Below are 26,960 nucleotides of genomic sequence, written 5' to 3'. Positions count from 1 at the left end.
AGTCGAAGTGCGAGTCCTCGGTATTGAAACCTCCTGCGATGAAACCGGCGTCGCGCTGTACGACAGCGAGCAGGGGCTGCTCGGTCACGCGCTGTTCAGTCAGGTGGACCTGCACGCGGACTACGGCGGTGTGGTGCCGGAACTGGCCAGCCGCGACCATGTGCGCAAGCTGCTGCCGCTCGTGCGCCGGGTGATGCAGCAGACCGGAACCCGCCCCGGTGACCTGGACGGCGTCGCCTATACCGCCGGGCCGGGCCTGATCGGCGCATTGATGGTGGGCGCCTGTGCCGGCCGTGCCCTGGCCTACGGCTGGAACCTGCCGGCGGTGGCGGTGCACCATATGGAGGGCCACCTGCTGGCGCCCATGCTGGAGGAGAATCCCCCCGGCTTCCCGTTTGTGGCTCTGCTGGTCTCCGGCGGCCACACTCAATTGGTGGACGTGTGCGGCCTGGGGGAATACCGGCTTCTGGGGGAATCCCTGGACGACGCCGCCGGCGAGGCCTTCGACAAGGCCGCCAAGATGCTCGACCTGGACTACCCCGGCGGCCCGCGCCTGGCGGCGCTGGCGGAAAAGGGTGACCCGCGGCGTTTTACCTTCCCCCGCCCGATGACCGACAGGCCGGGCCTGGATTTCAGCTTCTCCGGGCTCAAGACCTACACCCTGAACACCGTGCGCGATCACGTCCTCGAAGACGGCCTGCCGGACCCGCAGACCTGTGCGGATATCGCCGCCGCTTTTCAAGAGGCGGTGGTGGATACCCTGGTGATCAAGTGCCGCCGGGCGATCCGGGCCACCGGGCGCAAGACGTTGGTGGTGGCCGGCGGCGTGTCCGCCAACAGGCTGCTGCGCGAGCGGCTGGAGGCACGCCTGGCGCAGGAGGGTGCAGGCGTCTACTACCCGCGCCACGAATTCTGCACCGACAACGGCGCGATGATCGCCTACGCCGGCTGCCTGCGCCTGAAGGGGGGCCAGCGCGAGAACCTGGACATTACAGTGCGGCCCCGCTGGCCGCTGACGGAACTGGCGGAGAGTTGAGTTGGATGGAGAGTTGAGTTGGATATCGTCTATATACGCGATTTGAAGGTGGACACCATTATCGGTATCTACGACTGGGAGCGGGAAGTGCGCCAGACGGTGAGTCTGGACCTGGAGATGGCGTTCAATATTGCCGAGGCTGCGCGCACCGACAATATCGAACACACGCTCAACTACAAGGCGGTGGCCAAGCGCCTGATCGCCTTTATCGAGGGCAGCGAGTTCCTGTTGGTGGAGACCATGGCGGAAAAGATCGCGGCTATAGTGCGCGATGAGTTCGAGGTACCCTGGCTGCGCCTGCGCCTGTCCAAGCCCGGCGCCGTGCGCGGCTCGCGGGATGTGGGGGTACTTATCGAGCGCGGCTATTTATCAGCCGCGGGCGCTTTATCGGCCGCAGACGCCAAACCGACCGGGGCCGGATAACCGTGGCACAAATATTTCTGAGTCTGGGCAGCAATATCGACCGCGAGCGCCATATCCGCGCGGGGCTGACCGCGCTCGCAGCGCGGTTCGGCGAACTGCAGATTTCCCGCGTCTTCGAGAGCGAGGCGGTGGGTTTCGAAGGCGACAACTTTTACAACCTGGTGGTGGGTATCCACACGGACCTGCCGGTGGGGCAGCTGGCGTTGCGCCTGCGCGAGATCGAGGACGCCAACGGCCGCCTGCGCAGCGGCCCCAAGTTCAGCGCGCGCACCCTGGACATCGATATCCTCACCTACGACGACCTGAGCGGTACGGTCGACGGCGTCAAACTGCCCCGCGCTGAAATCGAGAAAAACGCCTTTGTACTGCAGCCGCTGGCGGAGCTGGCGCCGGAGGTCGTACACCCGCTGACCGACAAAACCTTTGCGCGGATGTGGGCGGAGTACGACAAGTCGAAGCAGAAACTCTGGCCGGTGGAATTTATCTGGCCGTAGCCTCGTCTTTTCTCCCCTCTCCCATTTATGGGAGGGGGGCCGGGGGAGAGGGCCAGGTCGGGCCCCATTTTCTGTAGGAGCGGCCGTTGGCCGCGATCGATATTTCAGGTTTGCTCCAAGCCTGATCGCGGCCAACGGCCGCTCCTACAGGAATTACCGAGCTTCGTATTTCTTGGCCTGCGCCAGCAGCCGAACAAGGTCCAGTGACCTCCCTATCTCGCCGCGTATAACCGCAACAATGCCGTGCATTGCCATAAGCCGGCGGTCAATTTCTCTCCCGTCCCGCTGTGCGAGTGAAGACAGTCGTTCGCCTGCGGAATCCAGTCCCTGCGTTTCGTAGGCGAGCAGTATTTCCACGGTATTTTCCGCCGCGGTGATCTGCCTCGGAGCCGGGTTGTAGCCCAGAGTGCGGACCATGGCCTCGGCCAGTGGCCACACGGACCAAGGGTTCTGCCCGGTGAGCAGCCCGCCGTCGATACTGACCTGGCGGAGGTAGGCGGGGCCGGGTTCGAAGACTGCGTTCCGGTTGCGCAATTTGTCTTCCAGCAGGAAGGGAAATATTTTCCGCGCATCGGGAATCAGAAACAGCTCCTCTTCATTGGTAAAACCCGAGACCCGCCGCTCGGCCACCAGTGGCCGGCCATTATCCAGCACCACATTCACCAGCGCCGCCGGGCCGTGGCACACGGCGCCGATCACCTTGCCGTCCCGGTATAGCTCGCGCACCAGGCGCTGGATCGCCGGGTTGTCGGGAAAATCGAACATGGCACCCTTGCCGCCGACAAAAAATACCGCCCGGTAATTTTCGTCGGCTACCTGCTCTATCGGAATACTGTTGTGCAATTTCCCTTGCGCTTGCGGATCGTTGAGGAAGGCGTAGTCGAACGGGCCCATATCGTCGTTGTCGATAACGACGGACGGCAGCCCGCCTCTGGGGCTGGCGATATCCACTTCAAAGCCGTTGGCAACAAACACGTAGTAGGGCCGGGCCAGTTCGGTCAGCTCGTAGCCGGTGGACTTTCCGCTGTCGCCCAGGGTGGCGGTACTGGTGACTACCGCGAGTATTTTGCCCCGGTTTTCTTCGGGCCTCTGCCGCAGATAATCCAGGTCCGCGGGGACGGTTTGCGCCAGTGCGTGGTGATCCTGCGGCGGCGGGATCAGGCTCTTCAGCCAGAACCCGGTTGCCAGCAGCAACAGAACAAAAGAGGAAAATATTAAAAGCAGTTTTTTACCCATGGTGTAGTTCTCCTGATTGACAGGAGAACTTTACAAACCGCCGGGTAAAATTCCGGTGAAAGATGGATGCCTGTCAAGCCGCAGCCGGATAGACAGCGCAGGTGAACAGCTCTTCATCGCACTTGGTGGACAAGTCCCAGCCCAGTGCACCGGCTATTCTTTTGACCAGGTAAAGGCCCTGGCCCATTCCGTCACTCTGTTCACTTTTTTCTCCCGGGAGCAGGGAGTTATCCGTATCGAAAGGCTCGCCAATCGGGTTTTCAAAAATCAGGGCATGTCCATCTTCCCGGACGCGCAATTGCGGCCGGGACGCGTGCCGGACGGCATTGTTGAGCAGGTTGTCGATCAGCAGGGTCGCCAAGTGGCTGTTGCCGGCAACCGGGTAGTTGTCCGGTATCTCCAGTCGCACCTGGAGCCGCATTTCCGGAGCTCTGCGGTGCAGGGCGAGTATGCGGTTTTCCAGCAGCGGGCGGAGGTCGAATGGCCCCTGTTCGACGGACTCGGCGCGCGCCAGTGCGAGCAGCGCGGAGATGGTGTTCTCCATGGCTTCCACGGTAGTGCGCAGCTCTTTCGTCTCCTGTGGTGACAGGTTTCGCAGGTGGGAGAGCGCCAGGGTGTTTCTGACGATGGTGATCGCGGTGCGCAACTCGTGGCTGACGTCGCGGGTAAATTCGGATTCGCGCCGCAGTGCGAGTTTCAGTTGATTGAGTGATCTTTCCAGGGTCCTGGCCAAAAAACCGATCTCATCCCCTGCGGAACAGGAAGGCAGGGACAGCGGCACGTCGCCCGTACTGCTGGTTTTTGACTTCCCCGGCCAGCGCGATCACCGGTCGGATGGTTCTGGATGACAGCCGGTAGGCCATCCAGAGTGCCAGCGCCGAGGTCGCCAGCAGCGCGGCAAACAATAGCCATAGCAGCTCGCCGGATTGGCGGGAAACCGTCAGCAGCCGGCTGACCTCCGCGGCGAGTATCGGCGAGGTGTCGCCGTTCAGGCTCAGCCTTCGCAAGTGGAAGTGCCGCTTGCCGTCGCTGAACCACTCGGCTTTTGTCGCGCCTTCGGGCAGTGCCGCGAGGGCACCGGCCGGGGGTGGGTTGCTCTCGGAGTAGAGCTCGATATAAGGAAGCCGCGGCCGGGGAATTTCCCCGCTGGCCCGAAACCGCTGTTCGATAGAGCGGGCCTCATCGGCTAGCAGGTTGTCCAGCACCTGGTCCTCGATGACATAGGCCACCAGCACGCAGATGCCGGTGTAGACAAGGCAGAGCAGCAGGGTGAAAGCGCCGAAGGTGGCGAACACGCGCCGCTGGATGCTGCGGTCAATTTTCACCGGCTGTTTCCAGTTGGTAGCCCACATTGGTGATGGTTTTCAGCATGGGTTTGGCGAAGGGTTTGTCCAGGGACTGGCGCAGGCTGTAGATATGGGATTTCAGCGCATCGGTTTCCGGCGGATTGTCCCCCCAGAGCTGGTGCGTGAGGGCCGAGCGGCTCACCGCTTCCGGGTAGGCGCGGGCGAGGATGGTCAGTATGCGGAAGCCGGTGGCAGTGAGTTTCAGCGGCCGTCCGGCCCTGTGTGCAAACTGTTCGCGGTGGCGAATGGTCAATTCGCCGATACAGATCCGGTTGCTCCGGTGTAACTGGTTCCTGCGCGCCAGGGCGCGGCAGCGCAGCGCCAATTCCCTGGGATCGAATGGTTTGGTGAGGTAGTCGTCGGCGCCGGTGTTAAAGCCCTGCGCCTTGTCCGCAAAGGCGTCCCGCGCGGTGAGCATCAGCACCGGTATGTTCACCTGGGCTCCCTCCCTGATCTGCCGGCAGACGTCCAGGCCGTCGATATCCGGCAGGTTGAGATCGAGGATGACCAGGTCGTAGATCTGGTCCAGGGCCAGCCCGATGCCCTGGCGCCCATTGTGGGCGAAGTCCAGCTGCCAGCCGTGCGCCTGGAGGAATTCGCCAATCTGGCGGGCGATGGTGGGGTTGTCTTCGATCAGCAGTATCTTGAGGGGGTTCACCGGAATTTCTCTCAATGGCCGGCAGCCCTGAGTCCGACAGGCTGCCGAGCCATTGTGGCCGGTTCCGGGTGAAATTGAAGTGAATTTTGCCCCGTGGTCCTCGCTTCAGGCCGCGGGTTCCTCTTCCACGGTTGCCACCTCGCCTTTCAATGCGGCCAGCTTGTCCAGATGCTTGTTCAACGCGGGCTTATGCCGGGCGATTTCCTCCGGAGTCAGGCCCTTCAGCTCGTGGGGAAACACCAGCCACTCGTCGGTGCGGTGCAGGTAGTAGTCGGGCACGCGGCCGGTCTGGTTGCGGCCGGGTTTGTAGTAGGGGCAGGCCACACGGATATCCGGGGTATTTTTCTTGCAGGCGCTGCGCAGGTCGCTGATGGCCTGTTGGATGCTCAGGCCGGTGTCGTAGACATCGTCGACGATCAGCAGCGATTCGTGGGACTGCACCCGCTTGATCAGGTAGGTGAGGCCATGCACCCGGACCTCTTTCCGCCGCTGGTCGATGCCGTGGTAGGAGGAGGTGCGGATGGCAATATGGTCGGCGTGCATGTCCAGGTAGTCGAACATTTCCTGCACCGCGATGCCCACCGGTGCGCCGCCGCGCCAGACGCCGACGATATAGTCGGGCCGGAAACCGCTCTCGAATACCTGCAGGGCCAGGCCGTAGGAGTCTTCCAGCAGGGTCTGGGCGTCGATAAAGGTTTTGCTGTTCACTCCGGTTGCTCCCGCTTCAAATATTGAGGCTGCGGCCGCCGTCCACCGCGATGACCTGGCCGCTGATATAGGGCGCCTCGCTCACCAGGAAACGCAGGGTGCGGACTATATCCTCTTCATCGCCGGTGCGGGCGAGGGGAATGCGTGAGAGTATTCGCGTCCTGGCCGCGCCGTCTACATTTTCCTGCTCTGGCCACAGAATCGCACCGGGGGCGATGGCGTTGACCCGCACCCGGGGGGCCAGTTCCAGCGCGAGGCTTTTGGTCAGCATCACCAAGCCGGCTTTGGCGGCACAGTAGAGGGTGTGGCGGGGCATGGGGCGTTCGGCGTGGATGTCCGCCATATTGACGATGCAGCCGCTGTCCCGGGCCAGCGTCTCTGCCAGGGCCTGGGAGAGAAAGAAGGGTGCCTTCAGGTTGCTCCCGATCAACTGGTCCCACTGTTTCTCGTCCGCATCGCCGATTGGTGTGGGGTGGAAGGCGGAGGCATTGTTGACCAGGGTATCTACTCCGCCCCAGAGGTCCACCGCTTCCGCGGCCAGTCGCTCGCAGTCACTGGCGCCGGCCAGTTCGCTGTGCAGGGCCGCGGCGGAGTCGGGGCGAATCCCGTTGAGTTCGTCCACCAGTCCCCGGGCGGCCGCGACGGAGCGGCGGTAGTGCACAATTACCCGGTGATCCCGGTGCAGCTCACGGGCCATGGCGCGGCCAAGGCGGGCGGCGGCTCCGGTGACAAGGGCGTTACGCATCGTAGGTTTTCCTCAGCCGGGTGAGGGCGGCGATGCGCTCCCGGTCCAGAGCTTTGCCCAGTTCGGCGCCCTCGAAACCCCGCGCCATCAGCCCCTCCGCGGAAACTGCCGCGGCGGCCTCGCGCACCGCGCGCAGGTAGTCCACCTGCGGGTAGTCCCGGTCCCGCAGTCCTGTGCGCCCGCGGGCGTCGGCTTCGCAGGCGAGCAGGAACTGCTCGAAACGCTCGGGGCGGCGGAAGGCATCCAGGGCCCGTAGGATCTTGAGCAGAGTCTGTGGGCGCAGTTCGAAGGCCTTGTGGCAGTGCAGGTGGTATTCGCACACACCCAGGGCCAGGGCGGTGAGCTGCCCGGGTGCGCGCAGCCGCCGGCATACATCCCGCACCAGTGGCAGGCCGGCACGCTCATGGCCGCGATGGCTGGGGAGTATGTCGCTGGGGGTGATGCCTTTGCCCAGGTCGTGCAGCAGTACAGCAAAGCGCACCGGTAGTTGTGCGGGGGCGGCGCGCAGGGCCAGGAGTACATGTTCTCCGGTGTCGATTTCCGGGTGGTGCTGTGGTGGCTGGGGGACGCCGAACAGGCGGTTCACCTCCGGCAGCAGGATTGCCAGCGCGCCGCAGTCCCGCAGTACGCGGATGAATACGTCCGGGTCGGGCTCGGTGAGGGCGCGGCTAACTTCCTTCCAAACCCGCTCCGCCACCAGGTGCTGGACTTCCCCTGCATCCACCATGCGCCGCATCAGCGTCATAGTGTCGTCGGCGATGGTAAAGCCCAGGTGGTGGTACCGGGCGGCAAAACGGGCCACGCGCAGGATGCGCAACGGGTCTTCGGCGAAGGCGGGGGAGACGTGGCGCAGCAGGCGTGCCTCCAGGTCGGCGCGGCCGCCGTAGGGGTCGATCAGTTCGCCGTCCTCCCCTTCCGCCATGGCGTTGATGGTGAGATCGCGGCGCAGCAGGTCCTGTTCCAGGGTGATGTCCGCTGCGGCGTGCACGGTGAAGCCGCCGTAGCCGTGGCCGCTCTTGCGCTCGGTGCGCGCCAGGGCGTATTCCTCGCCGGTGTCCGGGTGCAGGAATACCGGGAAGTCGCGGCCGACCGGGGTAAAGCCCAGGTCGCGCATCCGCTCTTCGTCGGCGCCCACAACCACCCAGTCGCGCTCATGTATTGGGCGCCCGAGGAGTTTGTCGCGCACTGCGCCGCCCACCAGGTAGATCTTCATGTTGCGGGAGTCCCGCCGGAGGGAGTGGTTTGCCGGGTAGCGCTGTGAACTGCCATAGATTCGTTGGTGCTGGCGCCCCAGAGGGGCGAAGGGAGGAAATTGGAAGAATGCGGCAAGATAAAAAAAAGGCCCCGAAATTGCAAGGGGGCCCAGGTCTTAGGGTAATCGTTAGGGGAATATCCACTCGCCGTTCAATATAGGCTATTCTATTTAACCTGTCATAACTGTCAACTCTATCTTTCGAGGTTTTTTTGAGGGGCTTGGCTTTCTGTTCGTCACACAAATAGCAAGGCCGAGTTAAAGACTGGTTTTGCAGTATTGAGCAGCATAATTTATAAGGTTTGTGCGAAATAACAGAATTTTTTGTGACAAAGTGCCGATTTTGGTCATTTGGTGCAAAAAAATACTATCGCAATGACTTACATAGCAATCGTGGGATGTTTGGGGGAGAAATAATAAGATGAACGAACTGCACGTGCTCACCACTGGAGAGGCAGCCAGATACTGCGGGGTGAACTTTCGCACCGTAATCCGCTGGATCGAGCGGGGCCAGCTGAAGGCCTACAAACTGCCTGGGCGCGGCGACCACCGTATCTGTGTCGAGGACTTTGTCGGCTTTCTGCGCGACAACGCCATGCCGGTGCCGAACGAGTTGGCCGCGGCCAGTCGCAAGGTGCTGATTCTGGCGAGCGATCCGGAATTGACCGCCGCCGGGCGCCAGGCGCTGCAACAAGCGGGCTGTGATGTGGATGTCGCCGGTGACATCTTTGTGGCCGGCACCCTGATGGCCGGCTGCAAGCCGGCGCTTCTGGTTCTGGACGCCGGACTGGTGGGGGCGGACGGCTTCCGCATACTGGACTACCTGCGCTCGCGTAGCGAGTACTCCACGGTGCGCGTACTGGTGATAACCCCCGCCGGGGAGTCAGACCGGCAGCGCTGGCTCGATGCCGGTGCCGATGCGCTGGTGGCGCACCCGGGGGAACGCAGTGAGCTGGCGGCCAAGGCCAGGTTGTTGCTGGAAGTGTAATCAGTCCATCAGTGACCAATGGCCAATAGCCGGTTCACCGCTTTTGGTCATTAGTCGTTGGTCATGGTCAAATCGGCTTAGGTACCATCATCGATTCCTCTTCCCCTTCCAGTCTGTCGCGACCCAGTTCCGGGCAGTGGTGGCTGGCGGTGATTTCGTCTCCGTGCAGGCTGTGCAGGTGCACGTCGAACCCCCACAGCCGGTGCAGGTGGCGCAGCACTTCGCCGGTGTCCTTGCCCAGGGGGCGGCGGCGGTGCTGGGTGTGGTGCAGGGTCATTGAGCGGTCGCCGCGGGTATCCACCGAGAACACCTGGATATTCGGCTCGCGGTTGCCCAGGTTGTACTGCCCCGCGAGGTTGGCCCGCAGCTGGCGATAGCCGTCTTCGTCGTGGATGGCGTTGACTACGATTTCGTTTTCGCGGTCGTCGTCGCTGATGCAGAAGAGTTTCATGTCGCGCATTACCTTGGGCGAGAGAAACTGCAGGATAAAGCTCTCGTCCTTGAAGTCGCGCATGGCGAATTGCAGCGTTTCCTTCCAGTTGCTGCCGGCGATGTCCGGAAACCACTGGCGATCCTCTTCGGTGGGATTTTCGCAGATGCGCCGCAGGTCGGTGAAAATACTGAACCCCAGGGTGTAGGGGTTGATGCCATTGTAATAGGGGCTGTCGAAGGGCGGTTGGTAGATCACACTGGTGTGACTCTGCAGGAATTCCATCATGAAACCTTCGGTCACCCGGCCCCGCTTGTACAGTTCGCTGAGCAGGGTGTAGTGCCAGAAGGTGGCCCAGCCTTCGTTCATCACCTGGGTCTGCCGCTGCGGGTAAAAATACTGTGCCAGTTTACGCACGATGCGCACCAGTTCCCGCTGCCAGTTTTCCAATAGCGGTGCATGCTTTTCCACGAAATAGAGAATATTCTCCTGGGGTTCCTCGGGGAAGCGCTGCTGTTCCTTTTCCTCTTCCGCGCCACTGAGGTTGGGGATGGTGCGCCACAGATCGTTGAGCTGGCGCTGGCGGTATTCCTCCCGTTCTTTCTGCCGGCGCTCCTCTTCTATCGCGGAAATGGGATAGGGGCGCTTATAGCGGTCCACGCCGTAATTCATCAGCGCGTGGCAGGAATCGAGGATTGCTTCCACCTCGTCCACTCCGTGGCGCTCTTCGCAACGGGCGATGTAGTTCTTGGCAAAGATCAGGTAGTCGATGATGCTGCTGGCATCGGTCCAGCTGCGGAACAGGTAGTTACCCTTGAAAAAGGAGTTGTGGCCGTAACTGGCGTGGGCGATCACCAGCGCCTGCATGGTCATGGTGTTCTCTTCCATGAGGTAGGCGATGCAGGGATTGGAATTGATCACTATTTCGTAGGCCAAACCCATGAGCCCGCGCTGGTAGTTGTTTTCCACGCTGATAAATTGCTTGCCGAAGGACCAGTGGTTGTAGCCCACCGGCATGCCCACCGAGGAGTAGGCGTCCATCATCTGCTCGGAACAGATTACCTCGATCTGGTTGGGATAGGTGTCCAGCCCAAACTCTTCCGCCAGCGCGGAGATTTCCCGGTCGTACTCCTGGATCAGTTCGAAGGTCCACTCGGAACTGGTGGAGATAGGTCGGCGCTCGGTGGGTTCTGAGGTGGTGAAGGTATCGAGCATCAGGCGGCCACCTTCTGGCTGAACAGTTGGCGAAACACCGGGTAGATGTCCTGCACGTCGACAATCTGTTCCATGGCGAAGTGATCGGGGAATACCGCCCGTACACTCTCATATTCCTCCCACAATGCCTGATGGTCTCGCGGGGTGATTTCCACGTAGGAGTAGTACTGCACCTGGGGCATGATGTCGTCGATCAGTATCTTGTGGCAGGTACTGGAGTCGTCGTTCCAGTTGTCGCCATCGGAGGCCTGGGCGCCGTAGATATTCCACTCGCTGGCGGGGTAGCGCTCGCGCATGATGCGGCGCATTAATTTGAGTGCGCTGGAGACAATGGTGCCACCGGTTTCCCGGGAGTAGAAAAATTCTTCTTCATCCACTTCCTTGGCGCTGGTGTGGTGACGGATAAACACCACTTCGGTGTACTCGTAGCTGCGTTGTAAAAACAGGTACAGCAGCAGAAAAAAGCGCTTGGCCATATCCTTGGTGGCCTGGTTCATGGAGCCGGAAACGTCCATGAGGCAAAACATGACGGCGCGCGAGCGGGGTTTTGGCTGGCGTATCAGCAGGTTGTACTTGAGGTCGAAATCGTCGAGAAAGGGTACCCGGCCGATGCGTGCGTGCAGTTCTTCGATCTTGCTGTTCAACTGGTCGATTATGCGCTGGTCGCGCAGGGTAGGGTCCTTGCTCTCCTCCAGCGCGAGTTCCTTTTCCAGCTCGCGGATGCTGCGCCGCTTGCTGCCGGTGAGCGCTATGCGGCGGGCGTTGGCGGCGCGCATGGAACGCACCACATTGAGCCGGCCGGGGGTGCCCTCATTGCTGATGCCGGCGCGTACCACCTGGAAGGATTCGTTGCCGGCCAAGCGGCGCTTGATCATGTTGGGCAGGCGCAGGCCTTCGAACATGAAATCGAGGAATTCTTCCTGGGATATCTGGAAGACAAATTCATCCATTCCCTCGCCGCTGTCGCTGGCGCCACTGCCGCTGCCTCCCCCGCCGCCTTGTTGTCCCTGGCGGGGAATACGGTCGCCGGCGATGAATTCCCGGTTGCCGGGTAGCACCCGCTCCACATGACCGCCGGGGCCGTGGGTGAATACCGGCTCGTTGATATCGCGGGTGGGAATGCTGATGCGCTCCCCCTTGTCCATATCGGTAATGGAGCGGCTGTTCATCGCCTCTCCCACAGCTTTCTTGATATGGGCCTTGTAGCGGCGCAGAAACCGCTGCCGGTTGACAGTGCTTTTCTTCTTGCCGTTGAGGCGGCGGTCGATGATATAGCTCATATTACTGCCTCTGATCGGGATGGACTTAGTTAGGGGCGTGGCGGCCATGCTGCCGGGGGCTTTTTTGCAGGACACGCCGTAAACCCATCCCTGGGGGCTTGTCCGCGAGGTCCCTCTCGCAGACAGTCCCGCAAAAAAGCCCCCGACACCATGGCCTTCGCATTACGTTTCGTTTAACTAAGTGCCATTCTCCTATGACCGCATTAACGCATTACTGCGACTTGCGCACTCTCAGATACCACTCAGAAAGCAACCGCACCTGTTTCTCGGTATAGCCCCTCTCCACCATCCGCGCGACAAAATCCGCGTGCTTTCTCTTGTCGTCGACGGAGGCCTTGGTGTTGAAGGAGATTACCGGCAGCAGGTCCTCGGTGTTGGAGAACATCTTCTTCTCGATCACAGCGCGCAATTTTTCGTAGGAGCGCCAGTCCGGGTTCTTTCCCTGGTTGTTGGCGCGCGCGCGCAGTACGAAGTTGACGATCTCGTTGCGGAAGTCCTTGGGGTTGGAAATGCCGGCGGGCTTTTCGGTCTTTTCCAGTTCTTCGTTCAGGGCTCCGCGGTCGAGAATCTCGCCGGTTTCCGGGTCGCGGTATTCCTGGTCCTGGATCCAGAAGTCTGCGTAGGTGACATAGCGGTCGAACAGGTTCTGGCCGTACTCCGCATAGGATTCCAGATAGGCGGTCTGGATTTCCTTGCCGATAAACTCCACGTAGCGTGGCGCCATGTATTCCTTGATGAATCCCAGGTAGTTTTCCTGCACTTCCGGGGGAAACTGCTCCTGCTCTATCTGCTGTTCCAGTACGTAGAGGAGGTGTACCGGGTTGGCGGCGACTTCGGTGGCGTCGAAATTGAATACCTTGGACAGGATTTTGAACGCGAAGCGGGTGGACAGGCCATTCATGCCCTCGTCCACACCGGCGTTGTCGCGATATTCCTGGATGGTTTTGGCTTTGGGATCTGTGTCCTTGAGGTTTTCGCCGTCGTAGATGCGCATTTTGGAGTAGATGCTGGAGTTTTCCGGGTTTTTGATCCGCGACAGCACCGAGAACTGTCCGAGCATACGCAGGGTGTCCGGCGCACAGGGCGCCTTGGACAGCGAGCTGTTTTCCAGCAGTTTCTGGTAGATACGGATCTCTTCCTGCACCCGTACGCAGTAGGGTACCTTGACGATATAGATACGGTCGAGGAAGGCCTCGTTGTTGCGGTTGTTGCGGAAGGTCTGCCACTCGGACTCGTTGGAGTGCGCCAGGATGGTACCGTTGAAGGGAATGCAGCCAAGGCCCTCGGTGCTGTTGTAATTGCCCTCCTGGGTGGCGGTGAGCAGCGGGTGCAGCACCTTGATCGGAGCCTTGAACATTTCCACGAATTCCATCAGCCCCTGGTTGGAACGACACAGGCTGCCGGAGAAACTGTAGGCATCCGGATCGTTCTGCGGGAAATCCTCCAGTTTGCGGATATCCACCTTGCCTACCAGTGAGGAGATATCCTGGTTGTTCTCATCCCCCGGTTCGGTCTTGGAGATGGCCACCTGGTCGAGTATCGATGGGTGAACTTTTACTACCCGGAACTGGCTGATGTCCCCCTGGTATTCGTGCAGGCGTTTTACCGCCCAGGGAGACATGATGGTGTTGACGTAGCGCCGGGGGATACCGTAGTCCTCTTCCAGGATCTGGCCGTCCTCATTGGGGGAGAAGAGGCCCAGGGGGGATTCGAATACCGGCGAACCCTTGATGGCGTAGATGGGAATTTTTTCCATCAGCGCTTTCAACCGCTCCGCCAGGGAGGATTTCCCGCCGCCCACCGGGCCCAGCAGGTAGAGGATCTGTTTCTTTTCCTCCAGCCCCTGGGCGGCGTGGCGGAAGAAGGAGACGATCTGTTCTATCGCCTCCTCCATGCCGTAGAATTCGCTGAAAGCTTCGTAGCGCCGGATCACTTTGTTGGAAAAAATGCGAGACAGGCGCGAGTCGCGGGAGGTGTCTACCAATTCCGCCTCGCCGATTGCCATCAGCATGCGCTCGGCGGGTGAGGCGTAGGCGCTGCGGTCGGTTTTACACAGTTCCAGGTACTCCTGGATACTGAGTTCCTCTTCCTGAATGGATTCATACCTTTCCAGGTAGTGGTTGAAAATCGTCATGACGGTAAACTCCCTGTCGCGTGTTCGGCAGCTCACGGCGTCCATTCCCGGAGCGCCATCTGTACAACTGCACTTATGAATCTCGCTGAGGCCCTTGGCCAGGCTGCAGTGCCAACTTCCCTTGCTGGCGTCTCGACCGGGTTCCGGAGACCGGACTCCCGTAATACTGGAGGGCGCTCGCGCGCGGGAAACTCTATCTTTATCGCCGGCGGCGCGCCGCCGCCGTTCCATGCGCGGGGAAAACTGGGTTTCCTCCCGTCTATTGAGCATAGCTTTCCTGTCGCCTGGGGCGTCCAATAGAGGTTGAATTGCGTGGCAGTTTTGCGCTCTACTTGACACCTTCGAAAAGCGCCACGTGTTTATAGGGAATAGCTATGACAGTTCTTGTTACCGGCGGAGTCGGCTATATCGGCAGCCATACCTGCGTCGAACTGCTGGCCGCCGGGCAACAGCCCGTGGTGGTGGACAACCTGAGCAACAGCAGCGAAGAGGCGCTGCGGCGGGTGGAGGCGATCGCCGGGCGCAATGTGCCTTTCTACCGCGTGGATATCTGTGATGCCGATAGATTGCGCAATATTTTTCGCGAACACTCCATCGATGCAGTAATTCATTTCGCCGGTCTCAAGGCAGTGGGGGAATCCGTTTCCCAGCCGCTCCGTTATTACCGGAACAATGTGGCCGGCACCCTGGCCCTGTGTCAGGTGATGGAGGAATTCGGCGTGCGCCGGCTGATTTTCAGCTCCTCCGCCACCGTCTACGGCGACCCGGCCAGTGTGCCGATCCGCGAGGACTTTCCCACCGGCGCCACCAACCCTTACGGAGCGAGCAAACTGGCGGTGGAGAATATCCTGCGGGACCTGTGCGCGGCGCCGGACAGCTCCTGGAAGGTGAGCCTGTTGCGCTATTTCAATCCCATCGGTGCCCACGCCAGCGGCACTATCGGCGAGGACCCGCGGGGCATCCCCAACAACCTGCTGCCCTATGTGGCCCAGGTGGCGGTGGGTCGGCTGCCCCGACTGCAGGTGTTTGGCGACGACTACAGCACCGTCGACGGCACCGGCGTGCGCGACTATATCCACGTGGTGGACCTGGCCCGCGGACACTTGGCGGCGCTGGAGAAACTGCGCCGGGAGGAGACCGCCGAGGGTTGTTACACTTACAACCTGGGTACCGGCCGCGGTAGTTCGGTCCTGGAAATCGTGCGTGCCTTCGAGACGGCCAGCAGCCGCGAGATCCCCTATCAGATAGCCCCGCGCCGCCCCGGCGACATTGCGGAATGTTACGCCGATCCGGCGCTGGCGGAGCGCGAACTGGGCTGGAAAGCCGAATACGATCTGGCGCGCATGGTGGAGGACACCTGGCGCTGGCAGTCACAAAACCCTAATGGTTACGTTGACTCTTAAGTTCAGATTAATTCGTCCTGAATTAATCTGAATACGCCGAGTGCGGCACATGTGTTAGTCCTCTCCCTGGGACTAACCCTTCGGGGCAGTCAGAGACTGCCTAAATTCGCTCCCGACGAATTTATCCGCACTCGGCTTCCGCGGTCTGCGCCCGCGCTGACACCTCCCTGTGCCAGTCATATTAACCCTGTAATACAGGGTTAATATGAGCGTCACAAACTGCCACAAGAATGATCCTCGAAAGACATTTCGAGGGGGCTAGTGTGAACGTAATTATCTTTGGCGTGGGCTATGTGGGCCTGGTCACCAGTGCCTGCCTGGCGCAGGTGGGCAATCGGGTGACCTGTGTCGACATCGATGCGACCCGTATCGACGACCTGCGCAACGGCCGCTGTCCCATCTTCGAGCCGGGTCTGCCCGAGCTGCTGCGCGAGGGTACGCAGACCGGGCGACTACAGTTCACCACCGACAGCGCCATTGCATTGGAAAAAGCCGAACTGGTGATGATTGCCGTGGGTACGCCGCCGGACGAGGACGGCAGTGCCGATGTGCGCCACGTGCTGGCGGTGGCCCGCACCCTGGGGCGTCAGCTGCGGCATTCGGTGACCGTCGCGGTGAAATCCACCGTGCCGGTGGGCAGTTGCGACCGGGTGGCGGCGGTGATTCGCGAAGAACTGGACAAGCGTGGAGCGAACTTCCCCGTGGAGGTGGCCTCCAATCCGGAATTCCTCAAGGAGGGGGCGGCGCTTAAGGATTTCAACAAGCCGGACCGCATCGTAGTGGGCAGTGACAGCCCGCAGGCACAACGGCAGTTTCGCACTCTCTATGCGCCCTTCAACCGCAATCGCGACCGGCTGATGTTTATGTCGGTGCGCTCCGCTGAACTCACCAAGTATGCGGCCAACGCCCTGCTCGCCACCCGCATCAGCTTTATCAACGAGATTGCCAATATCGCCGAGCACATGGGGGCGGATATCGAGGAGGTGCGCCAGGGCATAGGTTCGGACCCACGTATCGGCCACCATTTTATCTACCCCGGCTGCGGATACGGCGGCTCCTGTTTTCCCAAGGATGTGCGCGCCCTGGCCGCCGCCGCGCGCAACGGTGGCTACCGGGCGGGGCTGCTGGCTGAAGTGGAAAACGTCAACCAGCGGCAGAAGCGCACGATGTTCCACAAGCTGGCGGAGCTGTTCGGCGGCGATCTGCGCGGTAGAACCATTGCAATCTGGGGGCTGGCGTTCAAGCCGGAGACCGACGATATGCGCGAAGCGCCCTCGCGGGAACTGATGGAACAGTTGTGGCGTGCGGGCGCGAGAGTGCGCGCTTACGACCCGGTGGCCATGGCGCAGTGCCGGCGTATCTATGGGGAAAGGGAGTCGTTGGTTCTCTGCGACAGTGCGGAGGAAGCCGCGGACGGAGCCGATGCGCTGGCCATCTGCACTGAGTGGCGCTGCTTCTGGGCGCCGGATTTCGCCGAACTCAAACAGTGCCTGCGGCGGCCGTTGATTGTCGATGGCCGCAACCTGTTCCAGCCGGACTATATGCGCGACCAGGGGTTTTCCTATCACGGTATCGGTCGCGGCGAGTCCCTCGCGAGGCGTGAATTGCTCCGGAGCGAGGGTTCACTTTCCGCTGGTAAAAAAAAGCGGCCGTTTCCGGCCGCAGAGCGAGCGAAAAAAAATTACTGAATCTGACTGATTTTCTCGGCCAGGGCCGGATCGCTCAGTGCGGCGCGTGAAATTTCGTTGTAGCGTTCCCGTGTCAGCCCGGCGTTCTCTACTGCGGCGATCATCTGCATATCCGCCTCCTTCTGCACCCGCTGCACTTCCTCGGGATCCTGCAGGCTGCTCAGTTTAGTCGCGAGCTGCATCCGTACTTCATCCACCTTATCGCGCGCTTCAGCGAATGACTGCAGTTCGGTGTCGCTAAAGCTGGCTGCGCTGTCCGAAGCCTGGGCGGTAGCTCCCGGGGAATAGGGCTGTGCCTGGTTGCTTGCGCCACTGTCAGTTTGGGCGGTCAGACTTGCCGGCAGTAACAGAAGAGTGGCGAGGGCGCTGCTGAGGGTGACTGTCCTGTTAATCATCGATATTGCTCCTGACTTTGTTTGCATGATGGCGAATGGCTGTGCCACCACTCATACAAACAGCACCCGATGCCGGTAGGTTCCATAGCGGTCGCCGGTTCGTTCATTCAATAAAACTCCGCCTGTCGGTGGAACTTTCTTGTCCCCATCGCTGTTATTTAAATTGAGTGAAAATAACGCGCATAACGGGTCAATCATGAGTTTTGAACAAAAAGTCTGCGATCAGATTCCCCATCTGCGCCGTTATGCGCGCAGCCTGTGTGGCGATATCACGGAAGCGGAAGACCTCTTGCAGGACTGCCTGGAGAGGGCGCTGCGCAAGGGACATCTCTGGCGTACCAGTGGAGCTATACGCTCCTGGCTGTTTCGGCTGCTCTACAATATTTACCTCAATCAGCGCGTATCCGCGCGAGTGAGGCGCGAATCCACAGCCCCCGATGCGGGAGCTGCGCTGACGGTCGATCCGCGCCAGGAGTCCCATGTACAGTATTGTGATGCGGTGGCGGCAATCGATATCCTGCCACCGGAGCAGCGCGCCGCGCTGATGTTGATAGTGCTCGAGGGGCCCAGTTACAAGGAGGCAGCGCAAATCCTGGGCATCAATATCGGGACTTTGCGCTCGCGGCTGTCGCGGGCGCGGGAAACCCTGCGCCGGCATTGTGAACGGGGGGAGGATAGAGCGGAAGATGCCCACCTCAGGAGGGTCAAATGATGATACGTCGAGAAAAGCAGCGCAGTGTGACCCGGGAGGATCTGAGTGCCTTCGCCGACGGACAGCTGTCGCGGGCGCACAGTGCCCGTGTGGCCGCTCACCTGCGCGCGAATCCGGAGGATGCAGATCGCGTACACGCCTACTGGAAACAGGAGGCAGAGCTTTACCGTACTTTCACTTCCGCCCGCGAGCAGGCGGCGGAATCTTTTGCCCCTCCGGGCGAGAGGCGATTTCCATTCTATATCGGCGTGGCAGCCGCGTTGCTGGTGCTGGCAAGCAGCGTGCCCTGGCTTTGGCGGGATGGCAGCGGACAACTGCCCGAAACCGCAGGAGTGGGAGCAGCGGGAGTGCAGGCGGGAGGCGAAGTCGCCGCCACTTACGCCGGCCTGGAATTGCAACCGCAAGTCGATGAAGGTTTTTCCCTGAATGGCAAAACATTGGAATATCATTTTACCGCCGCAGATGGCACCAGCCTGACATTCTATGAAACCGACATGCACGGCAATGCCGTCAATACTGTTCCGCAAGGCGGCATTGCGACAGTGGAGTGGTTGGATGGCGGCCGGCACTACGCGCTGACCGGGCCGGAAAACGACGCGCGGCTGATCGCCATCGCCGTTCTCCTGCGCCGGCAACTGACTGTGCCGGCGGCTGTCACTTCCAGTGCCAGCGCGCTACCCGAGGCTCCCGCTGCCGATCCGGCGCTGCAACCGATGCAGGAGGAAATTTTGCCCGCCGGGGTCAGCAGAATGTAATTTATTTTTCCTCTGACCGATCCAACAGCAGGGAGTAGCTCTTCTTCGCCTGTACCAGATCTGAGCCCAGTCGGTGGCATTCGCGTTTCAGGGTGCGGTGCAGCCACTCCCGCTGCTCCGCCGAAACCCGCCGAAGCCGAAAGCGATACATTTCAAACGGAATCAGCTCCAGGCGCCGCAGCGCGCCGCTGTCCCGGTCCAGGTCGACGCAGTAAAGCAGGCGCAGTTGTGGCCGGTATTCCTCGTGGCCGCCGATGCCTTCGTAGTCGTTGATCAGGTCTCCGCAACCGTAGAGCACCGCGCGTTCGCGGTGGATCTCGATGCCCTGGGGATGGTGGGAGGAGTGCCCGAAAACCAGGTCCACTCCCGTGTGGTCGATCAGTGCGTGGGCAAAGTCGCGCTGGGCCTGCGCAATTCGGTAGCCCCAGTTGCCGCCCCAGTGTATGGACATCACCGTGAGATCTCCCGGGCGGCGATAGCTGTCCACCTTGTCGGCCAACTGTTGTGCGCTCTTCTCCGACAGGTTCTCCAGGACATTGACGCCGGGTTTGTCCGCCCGCACCCTCCACTCCTCGGGGACGCCACTGCTGGGGTGCCCAAAGGCGAATAACAGCACCCTGCCGCTGTTGTGGGCGAGTACCGCGGGGGCGCCCGCCGCAATTGAATTTTCTCCCGCGCCGGCGGTTTCTATATCCGCGTTGCGCAATGTCGCAAGTGTCTCTGCCAGTCCCTCATAACCCCAATCCAGCACGTGGTTGTTGGCCAGGCTGCAGGCATCGATGCGCGCAGCCTCCAGGCAGGAGATATTGTCCGGGTGCATGCGGTAGTTGATACCCTTGCCCGGCCAGTAATCCTCGCTGCGAGTGACTGCGGTTTCCAGGTTGATGATTCTGAAATCAGGGGTGCGGGCGTCCATTGCCGCCAGTGCATCGCCCCACAGGTAGGCGGGTTCCGCCGGTTGGGGGATTGGGCCGCTGTGCTGTTCGGCGAGCGCTACATAGCCCTGCGCCGAGCGCATATAGGGCTCGTAGATCTGCGCTGGGGAAGGGTGCGGCAGTATCTGGTCCACACCGCGGCCGGTCATCACATCGCCGGCCAGGATCAGACGCACCGTCTCTTCGCTCATGGCCTTGTACCTTGTAATAGGAACCGTTGTTCGCGATTCAGGGGATGGCCGTCATGAGAAGGCCCTGCTGCCGGTGGCCTTTTGCGGGACCGTATGAGGCATGGCAGATTTTTGCTCCTGCAAAATCTGCATTTCCGCCATCCATGGCGGTCAGATGCCGATTACGAGCGTACAGGGATGTATTTAAGGGGGGCGCCCTGCCCGTGTCCCGCAAAAGGCCACCGGCAGCAGGGCCGCCCGCTCCCTGATTACGAACTAAAAGCACCCGCGGCCAACGGCCGCTACTACAGGGTACAGTCGCTGCAGAAAAATTCCTCGCTGCCCAGGCGCATGGCGGTGAGATAGCCGCCCCAGACACAGCCGGTATCCAGCGCATAGACATTTTGGGTATCGGCGCGGCCTTCGAGGGCGGCCCAGTGGCCGAAGATAATTTTATCCTTTCGGGTCTTACGCTCGGGGAAGCTGAACCAGGGTTTGAATTCGCCGTGGGCCGCCTGGGGACCGCGCTTGGTGACCAGGTCGAGGGTCCCATCGGCCTTGCAGAAGCGCATACGGGTGAAGTAGTTGGTGATGGAGCGCAGCCGCTCGATACCGATCAGGTGCTCACTCCAGCAGTGGGGTTCATTACCGTACATGCCATAAAAATAAGCTTTGGTCATGGCGTCGTCGGCGAGGGCCCGGTGTACTTCCCGCGACAGTTCCAGGGCTTTGCTGACACTCCAGATAGGCGGAATACCCGCGTGCACCATGGTGTAGCCCTTTTTATGCACCGCCAGCGGCAGGCCCTGCAGCCAGCCGAGCAGTTTGTCGGCATCGTTCGCGAGCAGTATTTTTTTTAGGTCGTGCTCCTTGTCGGTCAGGCGCTTGGCGCCATGGGCCAGGGCGAGCAGGTGCAGGTCGTGATTGCCGAGTACCGCGGTGATTTGGCTGCGATGCTCGTAGAGAAAGCGCAGGGTGCCCAGGCTGTCCGGGCCGCGGTGCACCATATCGCCGGCGAGCCACAGTTTGTCGCGGTCCGCGCGAAAGTGGATTTTTTTCAACAGTTGCTGCAGCGACTCCAGGCAGCCCTGGATATCGCCGATGGCGTAGGTGGCCAAGATCAGTCCTTAGTGTCCTGTAGGACGCTATTTCCCAATGTCTCGCAGTAATCCGTCAATTGTACAAATTCCTGTACGCTCAGAGTTTCGGGCCGGCGTCCCGCATCCACCGGCAGCTGTGCCGGGTCCAGTTCAGAATACAGGGGTTTCAGCGCATTGCGCAGGGTTTTGCGGCGCTGCTGGAAAACCACGTTGACGATGCGCTCCAGCAGTTGCTCGTCTTTTGCAGGGTGGGGGGCCGCGGCGTGGGGCACCAGGCGCACGATTGCGGATTCCACCTTCGGTGCCGGGCGGAAGGATTGCGGCGGCACCGGAAAGAGCCCCTGTACGCGGCAGTGGTATTGCACCATCACGCTGAGGCGACCGTAGGATTTACTGCCGGGGGTGGCACTGAGTCTATCCACCACTTCCTTTTGCAGCATAAAGTGCATGTCCTGCACCGCACCCCGGAAACTGAGCAGGTGAAACAGCAGCGGTGTGGAGATATTGTAGGGCAGGTTGCCGACGATGCGCAGAGGACGGTCGCCGGCGAATTCGCCGAAATCGAATTTGAGCGCATCCTGCTCAATGATGTTGAATTCCGGGTAGTCGCGAAACTTGAACTTCAGCATTGGGATCAGGTCCCGGTCCAGTTCCACCGCGGTAAGCGAAGGGCAGCGCTGGAGCAGCAGCCGGGTAATCGCGCCCTGGCCGGGGCCGATTTCCACCAGGTTATCGCTCTCTTTGGGGGCGATGGCGCGGACGATGCGCTCGATAATATTTTCGTCCACCAGGAAATTCTGGCCGAAGCGCTTGCGCGCTTTGTGTTGGAAAAAGTTGTCCATAGAGAAGTCTGTGATTTAAAGGTGGCGCAGTTCGGCCAGTTGGATCGCCTGGGCCAGTGCGGCCTGCAGGCTGCCGCAGTCGGCTGTGCCCAGGCCGGTGATATCCAGTGCGGTGCCGTGGTCCACGGAGGTGCGGATAAATGGCAACCCCAGGGTGATATTTACCGCGTGTCCAAACCCTTTGAATTTTAACACCGGCAGTCCCTGGTCGTGGTACATGGCCAGGACAGCATCGCAGCGGGCGAGCTGCGGTGGGGTGAACAGGGTATCCGCGGGCAGGGGACCGGTCAGTTGCATGCCCAGGGCGCGCAGCTTGTCCAGCGCCGGCGAGATGATATCGATTTCCTCGCGCCCCAGGTGGCCGCCCTCGCCGGCGTGGGGGTTGAGTCCGCAGACACCGATACGCGGCAGCTCGATACGGAACTGGTCGCGCAGCCCGCGATGCAGGATGGTGAGTACCTGTTCCAGTGACTCGCCGCTGATCGCCGCGCTGACGTCCCGCAGCGGCAGGTGGGTAGTGGCCAGCGCCACGCGCAGGTCGTCGGCGGCCAGCATCATCACCACCCTCTCGACGCCGGCGAGTCCGGCAAAAAATTCCGTGTGGCCGCTGAACGGGATGCCGGCATCGTTGATCACCCCTTTGTGTACCGGACCGGTTACCAGGGCGTCGAAGCGCTGGGAGAGGCAGCCCTCGGCGGCGGTGCGCAGGGTTTCCAGCACATAGGTGGCATTGGCGGTGTCCAGCCGGCCTGGCCGCGCCGGCCGGGGTATTGGCACCGGTTGGATATAAAGGCTCCCGGCCGGTGTGCCGGCGGCGGGCGCCTGCGGATCAAAGGGGAGCAGCTGAAGCGGCAGGCGCAGTTGGGCGGCAGCCTGCTCAAGCAGTTGCGGGTTGGCGACGGCGACGATCTGCGCATGGCTGCCGGAGCCGGCGAGTTTGACGGCCAGCTCCGGGCCTATGCCTGCGGGTTCACCGGGGGTGAGGGCGATTCTGGGTATCATGCCTGTGTCAGCTTTGGTCGCGGCCATGGGCCGGGCCCGGGGCCGGTGTGCGGAGCTCCGAGATCAATAGCTCCGCGGTCCGGTGGGTTACTGCTGTCCGGAGTCCTCGGACTCTTCCTGCATATCCGGCAGCTTGATATCCACGAAGGCCTGGTCGCGGATCTCGCGGCGCCAGTTCTGCGCCTCTTCCTCGTAGCGGCGGTTGCGCAGCAGGTTGGCGGCCTGGTTGCGGATGTATTGATCCGTCATATCCTGTTTGCGGCGGCCGTCCACGCGCAGGATATGCCAGCCAAACTGGCTGCGGAACGGCATGCTCACTTCGCCCACCGGGGTATTGTCCATGGCCTGGGTGAACTCCGGCACAAACTGCCCGGGCATGGACCAGCCCAGGTCGCCGCCCTGGAGCATGGTGCCGATATCTTCCGAATTCTCCCGCGCCAGCTTGCCGAAGTCCGCGCCGTCGAGAATCTTCTGGCGCAGTTCGACCAGCTTGTTGTAGGCGTCGTCGTCGCTGACGATGGCGGAGGTCTTGATCAGGATATGGCTCACCTTGGTCTGCTCCACCACTTGCTCGGTGGAGCCGCGCTGGGCGTGGATCTTCAGCAGGTGGAAACCGGCATCGCTGCGGAAAGGTTTGGTGACATCACCCACTTCCAGCCCGTCCAGTGCGTCGGCGAACAGGGTGGGCAGTTCCACGGTTTTGCGCCAGCCCAGGTCGCCGCCGGAGAGAGCATTCTGGCCAGCGGAGTTGGCGATCGCCAGGCGGCGGAAATCGGCGCCTTCGGTGGCCTGCCGGGCCAGTTGTTCGGCTTTTTCGCGGGCCTCGGTCACTTCGTTGGCGGGCGCGCTGGAGTTGACCGGGATCAGGATGTGGCCCAGTTCGTACTGGGGGGATTTCCAGAACTCGCCCTCTTTGGAGCGCAGGAAGTTGTCGATGTCCTGGTCGGTGATCTGGATGCGGCGGTTGACGCTGCCCTGTTCCACCCGGCGGATCAGCAGCTCCTGGCGGATCTGCTGGCGGAAGGATTTCATGGACAGGCCGTCCGCCTCCAGGCTTTTGCGAAACTCTTCCGGGCTCGCGCCCATATTCTGTTGCACCCGGGCGATCGCCTGGTCCAACTCCGCTTCGGACACGGTGACCCCGGCGCGGTTGGCCATCTGCAGCATCAGCCGCTCGACGATCAACTGCTCCAGCACCTGGCGGCGCAGGATCGCCATCGGCGGCGCCTGTACCTGTTGCGCCTGGATCTGTGCGACGATGGTGCTGAGGCGCTGTTGCAGCTCGCTGGCCATCACTACATCGTCGTCCACCACCGCGACCACGCGGTCGAGTGCCTGCACCTGGCCGTGGGCGGTGCCGGTGGTCAGCGCGAAGGTGGCCATCAGTGCCAGCAGGGCTCGTGCGGCCATAAACTTACTCGTTATTCTCATCACTGTTTCAGTACTTCTCTCTGGTCAAAGTTGGGAATGCCCTGGCTGAGCATACGAGTGACCGTGGTGCCCAGGCCGGCGAGGCCCTTCAGTTGTACTTCAAGATAGATCCCTTCGTCGTATTCCAGTTCTTCCGGGGTGACTACATCCGCCAGATCGTTGTCCAGGGTGCGCCGCCACACCAGGCGGGCGCGATAGCAGCAGCTGTCGTATTCGATACCGGCCAGGTACTCCAGTTCCCGATCAAAGGTTATATCGTAGTTGGCCCGCGCCAGTATGGAGGTATTGGTGTTGATTGGCACGACCGCGGAGACGTCCGCCTGTTCGATGGGCCCCCGGAGCAGCTGGCCGCTGTTTTTGTCGAACCGCTTTTCGCGGCGGAGGTAGCGATAGCCCAGGCTGAACAGGCGGAAGTCGTCGTCCAGGTAGCGCAGGCTGAAGTTGCCGCGATTGAGATCACCCTCTGTGTCGTCGTAGATCAGTTCGCTGCCGATGCGCAGGTACTGGATGGGGCGGCTCTCCAGGCGCGCGGCGAATTCCGAGCGCGGTGCCGCATCCTCTATTATCTCAGCGCGATCGATGCGCGTATCGTTCGAATAGAAGATCTGCCCGGCGCTGGCGGTGAGCAGGTCGCGGCCGCTCGTGGGATCGATCAGCCGGCTGGTCAGGCCGAAGGCTACCCGGTCGGCATCGTCGATGCGGTCGTTGCCGGTAAAGCGGCTGTCGCGGAATAGTTGGTCATAGCTGAAGGTAAACAGCGAGGTGTCGAACAACAGGTTGTTGCCGCCATCAGAGGGGCTCTGGCTGACGTTGAAGAAATCGCTCTGGTCCGCGGTGGAGCTGGCCAGGACGAACAGGCGCGGCTCCAGGGTCTGCACATAATCGCGGCCGAAGGCGTTGCCGTCGCGCTCGAAGAAGAGACCGGTATCTAGGGTGAACTGGCCGGCGGAGGTCTCCGGGCTGGCGCTGCTCTCCGGATTGAGGAACTGGTCGTCCAGGCGGTAGGAGAGGTAGCGGGCCGCCAATCCCGGCTTGAAATAGCCCCACAGCCACTGCTTGTCCCAGTCCAGTTCGTAGTCCACGCGAAATCGCTCGGCGGTGACGAAGTTTCGGGTGATGTCGCGGACGCTGTTAGGGTCGCTCGTGTCCAGGATACGGGTGACTGTCTGGGTGTCCACGTGGTCCCAACTGACGACCTCATGGTCCATCGCCAGCAGCCAGTCGCCCCACTGATAGTTACCGTCCACGTCCAGGCGCGGCAGTTGGCTGTAGGTATCGAACCTGTCCTTTTCCAGCAACTGGTAATCCTGCCCGCGCAGGGTCGCCTGCCAGTGCTCGCTGATAAGGCTGCCCTGCACCGTCTGTTTGACCTGCCTTTCGGCGGAGACGCTCAGGTTGGCAGTGTCCAGGTCGCGGAAGTAGTCCGGGTCGCTCACCCTGGTGTAGTTGATATTGGTGCGCCAGGGACCGCCGCTGCCGCCCTGCTGCTCGACGTTGACCAGCCAGCGGTCCTCCCCCTTGGAGGGGTTGACCAGGTCCTCCGGGAAGCCTTCCCGGATCAGTTTGCGCTTGTCCTCATCGTCGCCGCCGTTATCGTCCGGCAGACCCGCCATGCGCAGTTCGGTGTTGAACAGTGTGCTCAGGTGGCGCACTTCCAGTTCCGCCCCAGTGCCCCGGTGCTCGATATAGCGGGGCACTATGGTGGCGTCCATCTGCGGGGCGATGTTCCAGTAGTAGGGAACGGCGATATCCCAGCCGTTCTCGTCGCTGTTGCTGATGCTCGGGAACAGCAGCCCGGACAGCCGCGCGTCGCCCACCGGAAAGCGCAGGTAGGGGAAGTAAAATACCGGTACGTCGAGAATCTCCAGGCGCACGTCTCGCGCAACCCCCTGGCGCTCCACATTGTCGATGGTGATCTCGCCGCCGCTGACGCGCCAGATTTCCTCGCCGGGCTCGCAGCGGGTATAGCTGCCCTCGGTCAGGGTCAACTCGCCGCTGGCCTCGCGGGCGGCGTGGCGGGCGGCGCCGTGAACGAAGTCGTCGTGGATCACGTAGGTGGCGTCCTCGATCGCCGCTGCCTCGCTGTCGGTGTGCACCTCCGCCGCCACACCGCGCACAAGCAGGTTGGGCTCGCGCATCTCGATGGCGCCGCTCAGGTAGGCGGTGTTCTCGTTGCGGTTCACATCCACCCGGTCGGCGAACAGCTGGCGGTAGCCCTGGGTGATATGCACGTTGCCGCGCAGCCGTGCGGTACCGTCGTCGAGCCACTCGGATTCGTCCGCAGTGGCGCGCAGTGGTGCCTCGTCCGGTAGCAGGTTCGCGTCGGGGTAGTCGCGGGGCGGCGCCACGAAGGCGCCGGAGCAGACCGCCGGCATGGCCGCACGCTGCTCCGGCGTCAGCTGCCAGCGGGGCAGCCAGTCGAGATAGAGGTAGGGGTTGTAGTCGCCCGCTGCGGGCGGCTCGGCTTCCGCGGCCTGCCCCCACAGCGGTTGTGCGGCTATCAGACCGATGGCGAGCGAGCGCGGGCGTGAAATTTGTGCAATCGCCAGTGTGAGACGACGCCACCGGGAAGCTTCCAGCAT

The 26,960-nt window shown here is 61.6% G+C and carries 25 protein-coding genes; 8 read left to right on the top strand and 17 right to left on the bottom strand.

Annotation, left to right across the window (positions count from 1 at the left end; all coding sequences use genetic code 11):
- Positions 1-7: 7 nt before the first annotated feature.
- The 3 genes from tsaD to folK are packed head-to-tail and all read left to right on the top strand — an operon-like array spanning position 8 to position 1,953.
- On the top strand, positions 8-1,036 hold the full coding sequence (gene tsaD / locus FHS09_RS14935) for a tRNA (adenosine(37)-N6)-threonylcarbamoyltransferase complex transferase subunit TsaD (protein WP_183461318.1): 1,029 nt from the start codon (positions 8-10) through the stop codon (positions 1,034-1,036).
- Between the two features lie 18 nt (positions 1,037-1,054).
- Entirely contained in the window at positions 1,055-1,459 is a 405-nt protein-coding gene (gene folB, locus FHS09_RS14930) for a dihydroneopterin aldolase (RefSeq protein ID WP_183461316.1), read from the top strand.
- Positions 1,460-1,461: 2 nt separating this feature from the next.
- Complete coding sequence (gene folK / locus FHS09_RS14925; RefSeq protein ID WP_183461314.1) at positions 1,462-1,953, top strand: 2-amino-4-hydroxy-6-hydroxymethyldihydropteridine diphosphokinase; 492 nt, start codon at positions 1,462-1,464, stop codon at positions 1,951-1,953.
- Positions 1,954-2,106: 153 nt separating this feature from the next.
- Here folK and FHS09_RS14920 read toward each other — a convergent pair whose 3' ends face one another.
- From FHS09_RS14920 to FHS09_RS14890, 7 genes are all read right to left on the bottom strand, one after another.
- Complete coding sequence (locus tag FHS09_RS14920) at positions 2,107-3,189, bottom strand: type 1 glutamine amidotransferase domain-containing protein (protein WP_183461312.1); 1,083 nt, start codon at positions 3,187-3,189, stop codon at positions 2,107-2,109.
- A 73-nt stretch (positions 3,190-3,262) separates the two neighbouring features.
- Positions 3,263-3,922, bottom strand: coding sequence for a sensor histidine kinase (locus tag FHS09_RS14915; RefSeq protein WP_183461311.1), 660 nt, complete (start codon positions 3,920-3,922; stop codon positions 3,263-3,265).
- A gap of 10 nt (positions 3,923-3,932) precedes the next feature.
- A complete protein-coding gene (locus tag FHS09_RS14910) occupies positions 3,933-4,514 on the bottom strand; it encodes a hypothetical protein (RefSeq protein WP_183461309.1) in 582 nt (193 codons plus the stop codon).
- The gene (locus FHS09_RS14905; RefSeq protein ID WP_183461307.1) at positions 4,504-5,193 is read right to left on the bottom strand and encodes a response regulator; all 690 of its coding nucleotides are present in this window, start codon (positions 5,191-5,193) and stop codon (positions 4,504-4,506) included. The genes FHS09_RS14910 and FHS09_RS14905 overlap by 11 nt, the downstream gene beginning before the upstream one ends.
- Positions 5,194-5,298: 105 nt before the next feature.
- Complete coding sequence (locus FHS09_RS14900; protein ID WP_183461305.1) at positions 5,299-5,901, bottom strand: phosphoribosyltransferase family protein; 603 nt, start codon at positions 5,899-5,901, stop codon at positions 5,299-5,301.
- Positions 5,902-5,917: 16 nt separating this feature from the next.
- Positions 5,918-6,646 (bottom strand): pteridine reductase, encoded by a 729-nt coding sequence (locus FHS09_RS14895; protein WP_183461302.1) that lies wholly within the window; start codon positions 6,644-6,646, stop codon positions 5,918-5,920.
- On the bottom strand, positions 6,639-7,859 hold the full coding sequence (locus tag FHS09_RS14890; RefSeq protein ID WP_183461300.1) for a multifunctional CCA addition/repair protein: 1,221 nt from the start codon (positions 7,857-7,859) through the stop codon (positions 6,639-6,641). Before FHS09_RS14890 ends, FHS09_RS14895 begins: the two co-directional genes overlap by 8 nt.
- 460 nt (positions 7,860-8,319) lie before the next feature.
- Between FHS09_RS14890 and FHS09_RS14885 the strand changes: the two genes are divergently transcribed.
- Positions 8,320-8,886: a response regulator gene (locus tag FHS09_RS14885; protein ID WP_183461298.1), complete on the top strand. Its 567-nt coding sequence runs from the start codon at positions 8,320-8,322 to the stop codon at positions 8,884-8,886.
- Between the two features lie 67 nt (positions 8,887-8,953).
- Here the strand turns inward: FHS09_RS14885 and FHS09_RS14880 are convergent, their stop codons facing one another.
- The 3 genes from FHS09_RS14880 to FHS09_RS14870 form a co-directional block, all read right to left on the bottom strand.
- Positions 8,954-10,531 (bottom strand): SpoVR family protein, encoded by a 1,578-nt coding sequence (locus FHS09_RS14880; RefSeq protein ID WP_183461296.1) that lies wholly within the window; start codon positions 10,529-10,531, stop codon positions 8,954-8,956.
- Positions 10,531-11,811, bottom strand: coding sequence for a YeaH/YhbH family protein (locus FHS09_RS14875; protein WP_183461294.1), 1,281 nt, complete (start codon positions 11,809-11,811; stop codon positions 10,531-10,533). The genes FHS09_RS14880 and FHS09_RS14875 overlap by 1 nt, the downstream gene beginning before the upstream one ends.
- Positions 11,812-12,022: 211 nt before the next feature.
- A complete protein-coding gene (locus FHS09_RS14870) occupies positions 12,023-13,945 on the bottom strand; it encodes a PrkA family serine protein kinase (protein WP_183461437.1) in 1,923 nt (640 codons plus the stop codon).
- Between the two features lie 374 nt (positions 13,946-14,319).
- On the opposite strand from FHS09_RS14870, the gene galE reads away from it, so the two are divergent.
- On the top strand, positions 14,320-15,348 hold the full coding sequence (gene galE / locus FHS09_RS14865) for a UDP-glucose 4-epimerase GalE (protein WP_183461292.1): 1,029 nt from the start codon (positions 14,320-14,322) through the stop codon (positions 15,346-15,348).
- A gap of 263 nt (positions 15,349-15,611) precedes the next feature.
- Positions 15,612-17,036, top strand: a complete 1,425-nt coding sequence (locus FHS09_RS14860; RefSeq protein ID WP_183461290.1) for a nucleotide sugar dehydrogenase — start codon at positions 15,612-15,614, stop codon at positions 17,034-17,036.
- Here FHS09_RS14860 and FHS09_RS14855 read toward each other — a convergent pair.
- A complete protein-coding gene (locus FHS09_RS14855; RefSeq protein ID WP_183461288.1) occupies positions 17,030-17,431 on the bottom strand; it encodes a DUF4168 domain-containing protein in 402 nt (133 codons plus the stop codon). The two genes, FHS09_RS14860 and FHS09_RS14855, sit on opposite strands and share 7 nt — an antisense overlap.
- A gap of 196 nt (positions 17,432-17,627) precedes the next feature.
- Between FHS09_RS14855 and FHS09_RS14850 the strand changes: the two genes are divergently transcribed.
- Positions 17,628-18,143, top strand: coding sequence for a sigma-70 family RNA polymerase sigma factor (locus FHS09_RS14850; protein WP_183461286.1), 516 nt, complete (start codon positions 17,628-17,630; stop codon positions 18,141-18,143).
- Positions 18,140-18,898 (top strand): anti-sigma factor family protein, encoded by a 759-nt coding sequence (locus FHS09_RS14845; RefSeq protein ID WP_183461284.1) that lies wholly within the window; start codon positions 18,140-18,142, stop codon positions 18,896-18,898. Before FHS09_RS14850 ends, FHS09_RS14845 begins: the two co-directional genes overlap by 4 nt.
- A gap of 1 nt (position 18,899) precedes the next feature.
- Here the strand turns inward: FHS09_RS14845 and FHS09_RS14840 are convergent, their stop codons facing one another.
- The 6 genes from FHS09_RS14840 to FHS09_RS14815 all read right to left on the bottom strand — a co-directional run bounded on the left by FHS09_RS14840 (position 18,900) and on the right by FHS09_RS14815 (position 26,960).
- Positions 18,900-20,024, bottom strand: a complete 1,125-nt coding sequence (locus FHS09_RS14840; protein ID WP_183461282.1) for a CapA family protein — start codon at positions 20,022-20,024, stop codon at positions 18,900-18,902.
- Positions 20,025-20,308: 284 nt separating this feature from the next.
- Complete coding sequence (locus FHS09_RS14835; protein ID WP_183461280.1) at positions 20,309-21,121, bottom strand: symmetrical bis(5'-nucleosyl)-tetraphosphatase; 813 nt, start codon at positions 21,119-21,121, stop codon at positions 20,309-20,311.
- Between the two features lie 2 nt (positions 21,122-21,123).
- Positions 21,124-21,945: a 16S rRNA (adenine(1518)-N(6)/adenine(1519)-N(6))-dimethyltransferase RsmA gene (gene rsmA / locus FHS09_RS14830; protein WP_183461278.1), complete on the bottom strand. Its 822-nt coding sequence runs from the start codon at positions 21,943-21,945 to the stop codon at positions 21,124-21,126.
- Positions 21,946-21,960: 15 nt separating this feature from the next.
- Positions 21,961-22,947: a 4-hydroxythreonine-4-phosphate dehydrogenase PdxA gene (pdxA, locus tag FHS09_RS14825; RefSeq protein WP_183461276.1), complete on the bottom strand. Its 987-nt coding sequence runs from the start codon at positions 22,945-22,947 to the stop codon at positions 21,961-21,963.
- An 87-nt stretch (positions 22,948-23,034) separates the two neighbouring features.
- Positions 23,035-24,378: a peptidylprolyl isomerase gene (locus FHS09_RS14820; protein WP_183461274.1), complete on the bottom strand. Its 1,344-nt coding sequence runs from the start codon at positions 24,376-24,378 to the stop codon at positions 23,035-23,037.
- A complete protein-coding gene (locus FHS09_RS14815; RefSeq protein WP_183461272.1) occupies positions 24,378-26,960 on the bottom strand; it encodes an LPS-assembly protein LptD in 2,583 nt (860 codons plus the stop codon). Before FHS09_RS14815 ends, FHS09_RS14820 begins: the two co-directional genes overlap by 1 nt.

Source organism: Microbulbifer rhizosphaerae, from assembly GCF_014191725.1.
Classification (GTDB): domain Bacteria; phylum Pseudomonadota; class Gammaproteobacteria; order Pseudomonadales; family Cellvibrionaceae; genus Microbulbifer; species Microbulbifer rhizosphaerae.
This window is presented reverse-complemented; position numbering and strand designations above follow the sequence as displayed.

Coding starts and splice junctions, on each gene's coding strand:
- FHS09_RS14820 (WP_183461274.1), bottom strand. CDS start 24,378: ATGAGAATAACGAGTAAGTTTATGGCCGCACGAGCCCTGCTGGCACTG.
- pdxA (WP_183461276.1), bottom strand. CDS start 22,947: ATGATACCCAGAATCGCCCTCACCCCCGGTGAACCCGCAGGCATAGGC.
- FHS09_RS14870 (WP_183461437.1), bottom strand. CDS start 13,945: ATGACGATTTTCAACCACTACCTGGAAAGGTATGAATCCATTCAGGAA.
- FHS09_RS14840 (WP_183461282.1), bottom strand. CDS start 20,024: ATGAGCGAAGAGACGGTGCGTCTGATCCTGGCCGGCGATGTGATGACC.
- FHS09_RS14845 (WP_183461284.1), top strand. CDS start 18,140: ATGATGATACGTCGAGAAAAGCAGCGCAGTGTGACCCGGGAGGATCTG.
- FHS09_RS14815 (WP_183461272.1), bottom strand. CDS start 26,960: ATGCTGGAAGCTTCCCGGTGGCGTCGTCTCACACTGGCGATTGCACAA.
- FHS09_RS14880 (WP_183461296.1), bottom strand. CDS start 10,531: ATGCTCGATACCTTCACCACCTCAGAACCCACCGAGCGCCGACCTATC.
- rsmA (WP_183461278.1), bottom strand. CDS start 21,945: ATGGACAACTTTTTCCAACACAAAGCGCGCAAGCGCTTCGGCCAGAAT.
- galE (WP_183461292.1), top strand. CDS start 14,320: ATGACAGTTCTTGTTACCGGCGGAGTCGGCTATATCGGCAGCCATACC.
- FHS09_RS14885 (WP_183461298.1), top strand. CDS start 8,320: ATGAACGAACTGCACGTGCTCACCACTGGAGAGGCAGCCAGATACTGC.
- FHS09_RS14855 (WP_183461288.1), bottom strand. CDS start 17,431: ATGATTAACAGGACAGTCACCCTCAGCAGCGCCCTCGCCACTCTTCTG.
- FHS09_RS14920 (WP_183461312.1), bottom strand. CDS start 3,189: ATGGGTAAAAAACTGCTTTTAATATTTTCCTCTTTTGTTCTGTTGCTG.
- FHS09_RS14850 (WP_183461286.1), top strand. CDS start 17,628: ATGAGTTTTGAACAAAAAGTCTGCGATCAGATTCCCCATCTGCGCCGT.
- FHS09_RS14895 (WP_183461302.1), bottom strand. CDS start 6,646: ATGCGTAACGCCCTTGTCACCGGAGCCGCCGCCCGCCTTGGCCGCGCC.
- FHS09_RS14875 (WP_183461294.1), bottom strand. CDS start 11,811: ATGAGCTATATCATCGACCGCCGCCTCAACGGCAAGAAGAAAAGCACT.
- FHS09_RS14890 (WP_183461300.1), bottom strand. CDS start 7,859: ATGAAGATCTACCTGGTGGGCGGCGCAGTGCGCGACAAACTCCTCGGG.